Annotated in this window: 12 protein-coding genes and 1 tRNA gene; all 13 read right to left on the reverse strand. The window is 61.9% G+C overall.

Annotation, left to right across the window (positions count from 1 at the left end):
* Positions 1 to 16: 16 nt before the first annotated feature.
* On the reverse strand, positions 17 to 2,047 hold the full coding sequence (nuoL, locus tag ACZ47F_RS00590; protein ID WP_464925377.1) for an NADH-quinone oxidoreductase subunit L: 2,031 nt from the start codon (positions 2,045 to 2,047) through the stop codon (positions 17 to 19).
* Between the two features lie 3 nt (positions 2,048 to 2,050).
* Positions 2,051 to 2,365 (reverse strand): NADH-quinone oxidoreductase subunit NuoK, encoded by a 315-nt coding sequence (nuoK, locus tag ACZ47F_RS00595; protein ID WP_464925378.1) that lies wholly within the window; start codon positions 2,363 to 2,365, stop codon positions 2,051 to 2,053.
* Positions 2,366 to 2,370: 5 nt separating this feature from the next.
* A complete protein-coding gene (locus ACZ47F_RS00600) occupies positions 2,371 to 3,000 on the reverse strand; it encodes an NADH-quinone oxidoreductase subunit J (RefSeq protein ID WP_464925379.1) in 630 nt (209 codons plus the stop codon).
* Between the two features lie 90 nt (positions 3,001 to 3,090).
* Positions 3,091 to 3,579 (reverse strand): NADH-quinone oxidoreductase subunit NuoI, encoded by a 489-nt coding sequence (gene nuoI, locus ACZ47F_RS00605; protein WP_464925380.1) that lies wholly within the window; start codon positions 3,577 to 3,579, stop codon positions 3,091 to 3,093.
* A gap of 9 nt (positions 3,580 to 3,588) precedes the next feature.
* Positions 3,589 to 4,650, reverse strand: a complete 1,062-nt coding sequence (gene nuoH, locus ACZ47F_RS00610; RefSeq protein WP_464925381.1) for an NADH-quinone oxidoreductase subunit NuoH — start codon at positions 4,648 to 4,650, stop codon at positions 3,589 to 3,591.
* A gap of 1 nt (position 4,651) precedes the next feature.
* Complete coding sequence (gene nuoG, locus ACZ47F_RS00615) at positions 4,652 to 7,063, reverse strand: NADH-quinone oxidoreductase subunit NuoG (RefSeq protein WP_464925382.1); 2,412 nt, start codon at positions 7,061 to 7,063, stop codon at positions 4,652 to 4,654.
* A 38-nt stretch (positions 7,064 to 7,101) separates the two neighbouring features.
* Positions 7,102 to 8,430 (reverse strand): NADH-quinone oxidoreductase subunit NuoF, encoded by a 1,329-nt coding sequence (nuoF, locus tag ACZ47F_RS00620; protein ID WP_464925383.1) that lies wholly within the window; start codon positions 8,428 to 8,430, stop codon positions 7,102 to 7,104.
* Positions 8,427 to 8,939 (reverse strand): NADH-quinone oxidoreductase subunit NuoE, encoded by a 513-nt coding sequence (nuoE, locus tag ACZ47F_RS00625; RefSeq protein ID WP_464926549.1) that lies wholly within the window; start codon positions 8,937 to 8,939, stop codon positions 8,427 to 8,429. The genes nuoF and nuoE overlap by 4 nt, the downstream gene beginning before the upstream one ends.
* Positions 8,940 to 8,977: 38 nt before the next feature.
* Entirely contained in the window at positions 8,978 to 10,231 is a 1,254-nt protein-coding gene (locus ACZ47F_RS00630; protein WP_464925384.1) for an NADH-quinone oxidoreductase subunit D, read from the reverse strand.
* A gap of 1 nt (position 10,232) precedes the next feature.
* Positions 10,233 to 10,838 carry an NADH-quinone oxidoreductase subunit C gene (locus ACZ47F_RS00635; RefSeq protein WP_464925385.1) on the reverse strand — a complete coding sequence of 202 codons (606 nt, stop codon included), beginning with the start codon at positions 10,836 to 10,838 and terminating at the stop codon, positions 10,233 to 10,235.
* Between the two features lie 35 nt (positions 10,839 to 10,873).
* Entirely contained in the window at positions 10,874 to 11,350 is a 477-nt protein-coding gene (locus tag ACZ47F_RS00640; protein WP_464925386.1) for a NuoB/complex I 20 kDa subunit family protein, read from the reverse strand.
* Positions 11,351 to 11,421: 71 nt separating this feature from the next.
* Positions 11,422 to 11,781, reverse strand: coding sequence for an NADH-quinone oxidoreductase subunit A (locus ACZ47F_RS00645; protein WP_464925387.1), 360 nt, complete (start codon positions 11,779 to 11,781; stop codon positions 11,422 to 11,424).
* A 56-nt stretch (positions 11,782 to 11,837) separates the two neighbouring features.
* A tRNA-Leu gene (locus ACZ47F_RS00650) sits at positions 11,838 to 11,922 on the reverse strand.
* Positions 11,923 to 12,314: the final 392 nt, after the last annotated feature.

Here is a 12,314-nt window from a genome sequence, read left to right on the forward strand (position 1 = left end):
GTAGCGCGCTTGGCTGTTATCTGATGAACCAGCCGGACAACAGCTTGCCCGGAACAAAGTAGCCCATGAACACCACCACACCGGCAATCATCGCCAACGCGTAGTAGTAGATGTAGCCGGTCTGCAGCAGACGCACGACACGCGACGTCCAGCCGACCAGGCGCGCCGAGCCGTTGACCAGCAGGCCATCGATCAGCCCAACGTCCCCCCCTTTCCACAGCCCCTTGCCGAGCAGACGCGCTGCGGCGGCCAGTACATGCTCGTTGAACCAGTCGAAGTAATACTTGTGGTCGAGGATGGTGTAGATCGGCCCGAGCGCGCGCTGCACCGTGCGGGGGAAGTTCAAGTTGACCATGTAGGCGTAGTACGCCGTGGCAAAACCGGCCACCGCCAGCCACAGCGGCAGCGCGGTGAATCCATGCAAGGTCATCGCCAGCGCCCCGTGGAAATGCTCGGCCAGATCGGCCATGGCCGGGTGCGCCGCGGTGTCGACAACGATTGCCCCCTGGAGGAAGTGTCCATACAAGAGCGGCTGGATCAGGAAATAGCCGCTGACCACTGAAGGAATCGCCAGCATGATCAGCGGGAAGGTCACCACCCAGGGTGACTCATGCGGCTCCACGCCATGGCCATGGCCATGGCCGTGCGCATGCGGGTCGTGGCCGTGGTCGTGCGTGACTTCGCGAAAGCGCTCGTTGCCGTGGAACACCAGGAAGTACAGGCGGAAGCTGTACAGCGCGGTGACGAATACGCTGGCCACCACCGCAAAGTAGGCAAAGCCCGCGCCCGGCAGATCGCTGGCATGCACCGCCTCGATGATGCTGTCTTTGGAGTAAAAGCCCGAGAAGAACGGCGTGCCGGTCAGAGCCAGAGTGCCGATGAGAAAGGTGATCCAGGTGATGGGCATGTACTTGCGCAGCCCGCCCATGTGGCGAATATCCTGATCATGGTGCATGCCCAGGATCACCGAACCGGCACCGAGAAACAGCAGCGCCTTGAAAAAGGCATGGGTCATCAGATGAAAGATCGCGACCGAATACGCCGAAGCGCCCAGCGCCACGGTCATGTAACCGAGCTGCGACAGGGTGGAGTAGGCGATCACGCGCTTGATGTCGTTCTGGATCACGCCGAGGAACCCCATGAACAGCGCGGTGATCGCGCCGATGACCAGGATGTACGACAGCGCAGTGTTGGACAGTTCGAACAGCGGCGACATGCGTGCGACCATGAAAATGCCCGCGGTCACCATGGTTGCAGCGTGAATCAGCGCGGAGATCGGCGTTGGGCCTTCCATCGAGTCGGGCAGCCAGACATGCAGCGGAAACTGCGCGCTCTTGCCCATCGCGCCAATGAACAGGGAAATGCAGGCCACAGTGACCAGCATCCAGTCGGTACCCGGCAGATGCAGAAGGGCCAGCTCCGGACCTTTGGCAAAGATTTCGGTGTAATTCAGGCTGCCGGTGTAGGCGGCGAGCAGGCCGATGCCGAGAATGAAGCCGAAGTCGCCCACCCGGTTAACGATGAACGCCTTCATGTTGGCAAACACCGCGCTCGGCCGGGTATACCAGAAACCGATCAGCAAATAGGACACCAGACCGACCGCTTCCCAGCCGAAGAAAAGCTGCAGCATGTTGTTGCTCATCACCAGCATCAGCATGGAGAAGGTGAACAACGAGATGTAGCTGAAAAAGCGCTGGTAGCCGTCGTCATCGGCCATATAGCCGATGGTGTAGATGTGCACCATGAATGACACGAAGGTCACCACGGTCATCATCAGCGCCGACAGGCCATCGATCATGAAGCCTACTTCCATGTGCAGCGTGCCGACCGTCATCCAGTCATAGATCGTGGCGTTGAAGCGGGCGCCGTGGATCACGTCGTTGAGCACCACCAGCGACAGCACAAATGACAGCCCTACCGATGCGGTGGTCAGCCAATGCGACGCGGACCGCCCGATGGTTCGGCCGAACAGGCCGACGATGATGGACGCGGCCAGAGGAGCCAGTGCGATGACCAGCAGCAGGTTGGGGTTCAAGGTGGCTTGCATCGATCAGCCCTTGAGTTGGTCGAGTTCCTCGACGTCGATGGTGTTGAGGTTACGGAACAGCACGACCAGAATGGCCAGGCCGATGGCCGACTCCGCCGCCGCAACAGTCAGGATGAAGAACACGAATACCTGACCGGCGAAATCCTGCAGGTAGTGCGAGAACGCGATGAAATTGAGGTTGACCGCCAGCAGCATCAGTTCGATGGCCATCAGGATGACGATCAGGTTGCGGCGATTGAGAAAGATGCCGACCACCGAAATGGCGAACAACATCGCGCCAAGCACCAGGTAATGCGCCAGGGTAAGTGAACCGAGCATATGGCTTACTCCTTCGGTTGGGCGGGGATGGACACCAGACGCACGCGGTCGGCGCGGCGTGCCTTGATTTGCTCGGAGGCGGGGATGTGCCGCGCATCCTTGCGTTTGCGCAGCGTCAGTGCGATCGCGGCAATGATGGCCACCAGCAGAATGACCGCGGCGATCTCTACGGCAAACAGGTATTGCGAATACAGCACCACGCCCAGTGCCTGGGTATTAGGAATGTGTTTGAGCGGGTTGTCGGGCGAAACCGCCGCCCCGACCTGCGCTGCGCGCGTCAAACCGCCGATCTGGAAGCCCTGCATCAGCACCGCAGCCATTTCCAACACGATGAGGACACCCACCAGCGCAGCCACCGGAAAGTAACGCCAGAATCCCTTGCGGATAGTGTCGAGATTGATGTCGAGCATCATCACCACGAACAGGAACAGCACCATCACTGCCCCGACATACACCAGCACCAGCACGATGGCGAGAAACTCCGCACGCAGCAGCAACCAGATGGCCGACATCTGAAAGAAAGCCAGCACGAGAAAGAGCGCGGAATGCACCGGGTTACGTGCCGTGATCACCCGCAATGCGGCAAACAGCAGCACGGCGGAGAACAGGTAGAACAGGATGATTTGAACGTCCATGGTCACAAAAGGGCCAGTCCACGGCCGGGGCCGTCGGCATCGAAACTGTGGGAAGAGCACCCGACCCGCTGCACAGCGGGCGCGTGGCGTTCAGCGGTACGGGGCGTCGGCCTCCTTGGCTGCGGCGATTTGCGGCTCGTAGCGGTCGCCCACGGCCAGCAGCATCTCCTTGGTGAAGTAGAGATCACCGCGCTTTTCGCCGTGGTACTCGAAGATGGGCGTCTCGACGATCGAGTCGACCGGGCAGCTTTCCTCGCACAGACCGCAGAAGATGCACTTGGTCAGATCGATGTCGTAGCGGGTGGTACGGCGGGTGCCGTCCTCGCGCTGCTCGGACTCGATGGTGATGGCCAACGCCGGGCATACCGCTTCGCACAACTTGCAGGCGATGCAGCGTTCCTCGCCGTTGGGATAGCGACGCAGGGCATGCAAGCCGCGAAAGCGCGGCGACAGCGGCGTTTTTTCCTCGGGGTATTGGACCGTGATCTTGCTCTTAAAGGCGTACTTGCCGGTCAGCGCCAGGCCCTTGAAGAGTTCGACGAGGAAAAAGCTGTTGAAGGTGTCACGCAAAGCGGCCATAGTTGCGCCTCACTTCCAGATGTTCCAAGGGGTCTGTATCCAGGCTGCGACGACCACCAGCCAGACCAGCGTGACCGGAATGAAGATCTTCCATCCCAGCCGCATGATCTGGTCGTAGCGGTAGCGTGGGAAGGTGGCGCGAAACCACAAAAACATGCTGACCATGATGAAGGTCTTGATGCCCAGCCAGATCCAGCCAGGAATGAAGCCGAGAAAGGCCACCGGCGCATCCCAGCCACCGAGAAACAACACGGTGGTCAGGATGGAGATCAGGATCATGTTGGCGTATTCGGCGAGGAAGAACATGGCAAAGGCCATACCCGAATACTCCACCATATGCCCGGCGACGATTTCGGATTCGCCCTCCACCACGTCGAACGGGGCACGGTTGGTCTCGGCCACGCCCGAGATGAAATACACCACGAAGATAGGCAGCAGCGGCAGCCAGTTCCACGACAGAAAGTTCAGCCCCATCTCAGCGAACATGCCCTGGGTCTGGCCCTGGACGATTTGGGTCAGGTTCAGGCTTCCCGAGACCATCAGCACGATGACCATGGCAAAGCCCATCGCGATCTCGTAGCTCACCATCTGCGCCGATGCCCGCATCGCGCCGAGAAACGCATATTTGGAGTTGGACGCCCAGCCGGCAATGATGATGCCGTACACCTCCATCGACGTGATCGCCAGCAGCAGCAACAGCCCGGCGTTGATATTGGCCAGCGCGACATCGGGGCCGAACGGAATCACTGCCCAGGCGGCCAGCGCCGGCATGATGGTCATCACCGGCCCGAGCAGAAACAGGCGCTTGTTTGCGCGGAACGGAATGACGATTTCCTTGAGCAGCAGCTTCAGACCGTCGGCAACAGGTTGCAGCAGACCGAACGGTCCGACCCGGTTGGGCCCGATGCGGATCTGAATCCAGCCGATGAGCTTGCGCTCCCACAGCGTGAGATAGGCAACCGCCCCCATCAGTGGAGCGACGATGACCACAATCCAGATCAGGTTCCAGACCACGGGCCAGGCAATCGGCCCGAGCAAGGAGAGTCCAGCTTGGTTGAACGATTCGAGCATCTCAGACCTTTTCGACGGCAGGTGTGGCAGCAGACGGCGCGGAAGAGGGCGCAACCCGCTCGATCCGTACGGCGCCGAACATCGCTCCCAGCGGGGCGGCTTCCTCCCATGCCGCTGCGACGCGCACTACATTCCCGGCCAGCGTGTCATCGCAGTACGCGGGCAGCACCACCGCCTGTGCATCGGTAGCCGAACTCAGGCGCACGGCGTCGCCGCTGCACAGCCCCAGTCGCTGCCACAGCGCAGCCGACACGCCGACCATGCGCGCCTGCCGCGCATCGCGGGTACGCTGCAGGCTCGGGGCCCGGCGCACGATGGCATCGCTCGAATAGATCGGGACGGTGGCCAGGCGCTCGACCGCCTGAGCAGGCGCGAGGGCTCCGATCTGCGGCAACGGCAGTACGGTTTGCTGCGCCAGTCTGGCGGCGATCTGCTCCGCGCCGCCGAAACTGCCGAACGCTTCGGCACGCACCTCGGCGATGCTCTGGTAGTCGAACCCCGCCAGACCAAGCAGATTGCCGAGCACGCGCAGCACTTTCCAGCCGGGACGGGTTTCCCCCAGCGGCTGGACCACCGGGTTGAACTGCTGCAGCCGGCCCTCCGCGTTGATCAGGCTGCCCGCGGTCTCGGTAAACGGCGAAATCGGCAGCATGACGTCGGCGTGACCTTCCGCCGAGTTGACGAAGGGACTGAACGAGACGATGAACTCGGCCTGCTGCAACGCCCGGGCGAACGCCTGCGGGTCTGCGCCGTCTTCTTCAGGCTCGACATCGAACAGCAACATCGCGCGTGGCGGCTCGGCAAGGATGCGCGCGACATCGCGCCCGGCTGCCAGCGGCGATACGCCCACCAACGCAGCGCCGACAGTGTTGCCCGCTTCTGTCAGATCACCGCACACCGCGCCGGTTTCGCGGGCAATCCATTGCGCCAGCGCGCGCAGTGCCGCCGCCTGCGGGTGCTGAACCGCGGCATTGCCAAGAAAGACCGCCTTGCGTTCACCGGCGAGCAGACAGGAAGCGATCGAGCGGGACTCGGCGCTCGGCTCACTCAGCGCCTGCAGTGCCGCAGGCAGGGCGATGCCCTTGGCCTGGGCCACCGCGGCCGCAATGTCGCCAAGCTGCTGCAGCCACTGGCTGGGAGCAACAGCGATGCGCGCATGCATCGGCATGAGCCAGTCGTCGTTTGCAGCGTGCAGGGTGCAGACCTTGGCGCCGTCCTTGGCTGCTTGGCGCAGCCGGGTGGACAGCAGCGGCTGTTCCTTGCGCAGGGTGCTGCCGATGAACAGCGCAGCCTGCAACTGCGCAACCTCGGCAATCGGCATGCCCAACCAGGCAATGCCCGCGGCCTGCGCATCGGCGGAGAAATCGCTTTGCCGCAGGCGGGTGTCCAGACTGATGCTGCCCATTGCGGTGAGCAGTTTTTTCAGCAAGTACAGTTCTTCGACGGTGCTGGTCGGTGCAGCCAGCGCTGCCAGTCTGCTGCCGTCCGCCGGGACACCAAGCGCACGGCGCAGGCCATGGACGGTGAAATCGAGCGCGGTCTGCCAATCGACTGCTTTCCACTGCCCGTTTTCGCGGATTTGCGGCTGGGTCAGACGTTCGGAACTGTTGAGACCTTCATAGGCGAAACGATCGCGGTCGGACAGCCAGCATTCGTTGACCGCTTCATTCTCGAGCGGCAACACGCGCATCACGCGGTCGCCCTTGACCTGGACGATGAGATTGGCACCGACACTGTCGTGCGGGCTGATCGAGGCGCGCCGCGCCAGCTCCCAGGTGCGCGCACTGTAGCGGAACGGCTTGCTGGTCAGTGCGCCGACCGGGCACAGATCGATCATGTTGCCCGACAGTTCGGAGTCGACCGTGCTGCCGACGAAGGCCATGATCTCGGAATGCTCGCCGCGGTTGGCCATGCCGAGTTCCATGATGCCGGCGATTTCCTGGCCGAAGCGCACGCAGCGAGTGCACTGGATGCAGCGGCTCATTTCCTCCATCGCGATCAGTGGGCCGACATCCTTGTGAAACACCACCCGCTTTTCTTCGGTGTAGCGCGAAGCGGAGGCGCCGTACCCCACGGCCAGATCCTGCAGCTGGCACTCTCCGCCCTGATCGCAGATCGGGCAGTCGAGAGGATGGTTGATGAGTAGGAACTCCATCACCCCTTTTTGTGCCTGCACCGCGCGCTCCGAATGGGTGCGCACCACCATGCCTTGCGCCGCCGGCGTGGCACAGGCAGGCAGGGGCTTGGGGGCTTTTTCCACATCCACCAGACACATGCGGCAGTTGGCGGCAATGGTCAGTTTGTGGTGATAGCAAAAGTGCGGCACATAGATGCCGAGCTTTGTGGCCGCGTCCATGACCATCGCCCCTTCGGGCACCTGGACCTTCCGACCGTCGATTTCGAGTTCAACCATGAGGGGGCGTCCTGTGCGGGATCGGAACGAGCAGCGCTTCAGGCATAGGCCGGCACGAGGCAGGCTTTGTGCGTGATGTGGTGCTCGAATTCGTCGCGGAAGTGCTTGATAAACGATTTCACTGGCATGGCCGCGGCATCTCCGAGGGCGCAGATGGTGCGTCCGGCGATGTTGTCGGACACCGAATTGAGCAGATCGAGATCTTCCATCCGCCCCCGGCCGTTTTCGATGCGATGCACCACACGGTACAGCCAGCCAGTGCCCTCGCGGCACGGTGTGCACTGGCCGCACGATTCATGCTGGTAGAAGTAAGACAGGCGCATGAGCGACTTGACCATGCAGCGCGTGTCGTTGAGCACGATCACCGCGCCTGAGCCCAGCATGGAACCGGCCTTGGAGATTGAGTCATAGTCCATGGTGCAGTCCATGATGATGCTGGCGGGCAGCACCGGAGCGGAGGAGCCGCCGGGAATCACGGCCTTGAGCTGGCTGCCGTCGCGCATGCCGCCAGCGAGCTCGAGCAGGGTGGCAAACGGCGTGCCCATCGGCACCTCGTAGTTGCCAGGCCGGGCCACATCGCCCGAGACCGAGTAGATCTTGGTGCCGCCGTTGTTGGGCTTGCCCACTTCGAGATAGGCTTGGCCGCCGTGGCGGATGATCCAGGGCACGGCCGCGAAAGTTTCGGTGTTGTTGATGGTGGTCGGTTTGCCGTACAGACCAAAACTCGCAGGGAAAGGCGGCTTGAACCGCGGCTGTCCCTTCTTGCCTTCGAGCGATTCGAGCAGCGCGGTTTCCTCGCCGCAGATATAGGCGCCGAAGCCGTGCGCGGCATGCAGCTGGAAGCTGAAATTGCTGCCCAGGATGTTGTCGCCCAGATAGCCTGCCGCACGCGCTTGGCGCAGTGCTTCTTCGAAGCGCTCGTAGTCTTCGAAAATTTCGCCGTGGATGTAGTTGTAGCCCACGGAAATGCCCATCGCAAACGCGGCGATCGCCATGCCCTCGATCACCGCATGCGGGTTAAAGCGCAGGATGTCGCGGTCCTTGAAAGTGCCGGGCTCGCCCTCGTCGGAGTTGCACACCAGGTACTTCTGGCCGGGGAACTGGCGCGGCATGAAACTCCACTTCAGCCCGGTGGGGAAGCCGGCGCCGCCACGGCCTCGCAGCGCCGAGGTCTTGACCTCGGCGATGACCTGCTCGGGCGTCCAGCCTTCGGTGAGAATCTTTCGCAGCGCCTTGTAGCCGTCGCGCGCCAGATAGCCGTCGAGGTCCCAGTTGGTGCCGTCCAGGCCGGCTAGGATCTGCGGCTGGATGTGCCGTCCGTGAAAGCAGGTTTCCTGTCCCGTGCTGCGTCCGAAGGCTTGGTTCATTGCGACTCTCCGTTGGTCGGCTGCGCCTGCGCCGCAGCGCGCAGTTCGTCGATCAGCGCGTCGAGGCGTTCTGGCCGCATGAAGCTGCACAGTCTGCGGTCGTTGACCAGCATGGCCGGTGCGTCGCCACAGGCACCCAGGCATTCTGACTCCTGCAACGTGAACAAACCGTCCGCAGTGGTCTCGCCGAGGGCAACACCGAGCTTTTCGCTCAGATATTGCGCGGCTGCCGTGCCGCCGCTCAAGGCACAGGGCAGATTGGTGCAGACGTTGAGCTTGAACCGGCCGACCGGCCGGGTGTTGAACATGTTGTAGAAAGTCACCACTTCATGCACGGCAATGGGCGGCATGCCAAGATAGTCGGCCACGGCCCGCTCGGCCTCGGGCGAGACCCAGCCCTGCTCCTGTTGCACGATGGCCAGCGCGGCAATCACCGCCGACTGCTTTTGGTCTGCAGGGTATTTGGCAACTTCCTGATCGATGCGCTGACGCGTGGTTTCGGACAACATCATGCGTTGCAGTTCTTGCGATGTGGGAGGGCAGTCCATCAGCGGTCGATCTCCCCGAAAACGATGTCGAGCGTGCCGATGATGGCCACGACGTCGGCGATCATGTGCCCGCGCGACAGTTCGTCGAGCGCGGCCAGATGGGCAAAACCGGGGGCACGGATTTTCAGCCGGTAGGGTTTGTTTGCCCCGTCGGAGACGAGATAGATGCCGAACTCGCCCTTGGGATGCTCTACCGCTGCGTAGACTTGCCCTTCGGGCACATGGATGCCTTCGCTGAACAGCTTGAAATGGTGGATCAGCGCTTCCATGCTGGTCTTCATTTCCTCGCGCGCGGGCGGGGCGATTTTGTGGTTGTCGGTGATCACCGGCCCCGGGTTGGCGCGCAGCCAGTCCACGCACTGCTTGATGATGCGGTTGGACTGGCGCATCTCTTCGATGCGCACCAGGTAGCGGTCGTAGCAGTCGCCATTCTTGCCCACCGGAATGTCAAATTCCAGGCGGTCGTAGACCTCGTAGGGCTGGGTCTTGCGCAAGTCCCACACCACCCCCGAGCCGCGCAGCATCGGGCCGGTCATGCCCAGATTCATCGCCCTTTCGGGAGAGACGACACCAATGCCCACGGTCCGCTGCTTCCAGATGCGGTTGTCGGTCAGCAGGGTTTCATATTCGTCGACATATCCGGGGAAGCGCTGGGTGAAGTCGTCGATGAAGTCGAGCAGCGAACCCTGGCGGTTCCTGTTGCGTTCTTCGACTGCACGGGCGCTGCGGATCTTGGATTCGCCATACTGCGGCATGCGATCGGGCAAATCGCGGTACACGCCACCCGGCCGGAAGTAGGCCGCATGCATGCGCGCACCGGAGACGGCCTCATACATGTCGAACAGATCTTCCCGCTCGCGAAAGGCGTAGAGGAAGATGGTCATTGCGCCACAGTCAAGACCGTGTGCGCCAAGCCACATGAGATGATTGAGCAGGCGGGTGATCTCGGCAAACATCACGCGGATGTATTGCGCCCGCACCGGCACTTCCACGCCCAGCAGCTTCTCGACCGCCAGGCAGTACGCATGCTCGTTGCACATCATCGACACGTAGTCGAGACGATCCATGTAAGGCAGTGCCTGGATGTAGGTCTTGTGCTCGGCCAGCTTTTCGGTGGCACGGTGCAGTAACCCGATGTGCGGATCGGCGCGCTGCACCACTTCGCCGTCGAGCTCGAGCACCAGACGCAGCACGCCGTGCGCCGCCGGATGCTGCGGACCAAAGTTGATGGTGTAATTCTTGATGTCCGCCATATCAGTGTCCCAGACCGCCGTAACCCGGCTCGCGGATGACGCGCGGGGTGATTTCGCGCGGCTCGATAGTGACCGGTTGATAGATCACCCGCTTACTGTCCGGGTCGTAGCGCATCTCGACCGTGCCCGACAGCGGAAAGTCCTTGCGAAAAGGATGGCCGATGAAGCCGTAATCGGTGAGGATGCGGCGCAGGTCCGGGTGGCCCTCGAACACGATGCCGTAGAGATCGAAAGCCTCGCGCTCGAACCAGTTGGCCGCGTTCCAGATGGTGTTGACCGAGGCAACCATCGGCAGATCATCCTGCGGGCAGCGCACCCGAACGCGCAGACGCCAGTTGTGACGCAGTGACAGCAGATGCAAGACCACCATGAACCGCCCGCCGTCATCGCGCAGCGCATTGCCGTACTGCGCGTAGTCCACGCCGCACAGATCGATCAGCTGCTCGAAGTGCAGGTCTGCATGGTCATGCAGTGTGGTGCAAACCTCGAGGTAATGCGTCGCATCCACGTCGAGCGTGAGCTCGCCCAGGCTGGCTTTGAGGGCCATGATGCGCTCGCCGAGTGCGGCGCGCAGGGCGGTGTCGAGTTGTGGGAGCTTGCTGGTCATGACATCGGCCAAGGGGGACGTGCGAACACTGAGGCTCAGCGCGCAATGGTTTCAGTGCGCCGGATCTTGTTTTGCAACTGGATCAGGCCGTAGAGCAGCGCCTCGGCGGTCGGCGGACAGCCCGGCACATAGACATCGACCGGCACGATGCGATCACAGCCGCGCACCACAGAGTAGGAGTAGTGGTAGTAGCCGCCGCCGTTGGCGCACGAGCCCATCGACACCACCCAGCGCGGCTCGGCCATCTGGTCGTAAACCTTACGCAAGGCCGGCGCCATTTTGTTGCACAAGGTGCCAGCGACGATCATCAGATCGGATTGGCGCGGGCTCGGACGGAACACGATGCCGAAGCGGTCGAGGTCGTAACGTGCCGCTCCGGCATGCATCATCTCCACCGCGCAACAGGCCAGACCGAAGGTCATGGGCCAGAGTGACCCGGTTCGCGTCCAGTTGATCAACTTGTCTGCCGAGGTGGTGATGAAGCCCTCGCGCATCACGCCTTCAATGCTCATGATCCACTCCTGATCAACCATTCAGACTGGCGCCGCCACGCAAGGGTTCAGCCCCGCCAGGCGCACCGGGTTCACTCCCAATCGAGCGCCCCTTTTTTCCACTCGTAGATGAAGCCGATGGTCAGGATGGCGAGGAAGATCATCATCGCCCAGAAGCCGATCAGGCCGATGTCCTTCAGGGCAACCGCCCAGGGGAAAAGGAATGCGATTTCGAGGTCGAACAGGATGAACAGGATGGCGACGAGGTAGTACCGTACGTCAAACTTCATCCGGGCGTCTTCGAAGGCTTCGAAGCCGCACTCGTAAGGGGAGTTTTTCTCGGCGTCAGGACGACGCGGGGCGATGAGATAACCGAGCAACTGCGGCACGACACCGACGCCGATGCCCACCAGGATGAACAACAACACCGGCAGATACTGCTCAAGGTTCATCGCACTCCATCTCCTATTGTGATCCGGGCAGATGGTGACCCTGCCCTTTGCTCTTTTGGTGCCGACGGCGAGACTCGAACTCGCACAGCTTTCGCCACTACCCCCTCAAGATAGCGTGTCTACCAATTCCACCACGTCGGCTCAAAACCGGATGCTGCCAGAACACCGCCGCTGGACTCGGGTGCGGCGAAGACAGCCCAGCGCAACATGCCGCAGGACAGGCTGGTCGAGCCGCCAGGCGACTACCGAGGCGGTCAAGTGCCACTTGCTATGGCACTTGACCGCCCACCTATCTTGCCGCAACACGGTTTGGAGCCTGCTGGATTGGCCTGGCAAGCCTCGCACCGTGCGAGTCTGTTACTGGATTTTCAAAACAGAAGAATCTTACCCGCTTCCCATGCGCCGAAGCAACACAGCCTTCCGAGATATTGCGCCGCCTCAAGGCGCCATTTCACTGAGGATTGACAAGTCGCAGAACTTGTGTTTGCTGCAACGCACAATCCAACGGATTGCTTGATGCAGATCACACCAAA

The organism is Thiomonas islandica (assembly GCF_055383445.1).

Excerpts from the sequence above, each read along its gene's own strand:
- nuoI (WP_464925380.1), bottom strand. The coding sequence starts at position 3,579 with ATGGCCGCTTTGCGTGACACCTTCAACAGCTTTTTCCTCGTCGAACTC.
- nuoE (WP_464926549.1), bottom strand. The coding sequence starts at position 8,939 with ATGTTGTCCGAAACCACGCGTCAGCGCATCGATCAGGAAGTTGCCAAA.
- nuoF (WP_464925383.1), bottom strand. The coding sequence starts at position 8,430 with ATGAACCAAGCCTTCGGACGCAGCACGGGACAGGAAACCTGCTTTCAC.
- nuoL (WP_464925377.1), bottom strand. The coding sequence starts at position 2,047 with ATGCAAGCCACCTTGAACCCCAACCTGCTGCTGGTCATCGCACTGGCT.
- nuoK (WP_464925378.1), bottom strand. The coding sequence starts at position 2,365 with ATGCTCGGTTCACTTACCCTGGCGCATTACCTGGTGCTTGGCGCGATG.
- ACZ47F_RS00640 (WP_464925386.1), bottom strand. The coding sequence starts at position 11,350 with ATGAGCATTGAAGGCGTGATGCGCGAGGGCTTCATCACCACCTCGGCA.
- nuoG (WP_464925382.1), bottom strand. The coding sequence starts at position 7,063 with ATGGTTGAACTCGAAATCGACGGTCGGAAGGTCCAGGTGCCCGAAGGG.
- ACZ47F_RS00635 (WP_464925385.1), bottom strand. The coding sequence starts at position 10,838 with ATGACCAGCAAGCTCCCACAACTCGACACCGCCCTGCGCGCCGCACTC.
- ACZ47F_RS00630 (WP_464925384.1), bottom strand. The coding sequence starts at position 10,231 with ATGGCGGACATCAAGAATTACACCATCAACTTTGGTCCGCAGCATCCG.
- nuoH (WP_464925381.1), bottom strand. The coding sequence starts at position 4,650 with ATGCTCGAATCGTTCAACCAAGCTGGACTCTCCTTGCTCGGGCCGATT.
- ACZ47F_RS00645 (WP_464925387.1), bottom strand. The coding sequence starts at position 11,781 with ATGAACCTTGAGCAGTATCTGCCGGTGTTGTTGTTCATCCTGGTGGGC.
- ACZ47F_RS00600 (WP_464925379.1), bottom strand. The coding sequence starts at position 3,000 with ATGGACGTTCAAATCATCCTGTTCTACCTGTTCTCCGCCGTGCTGCTG.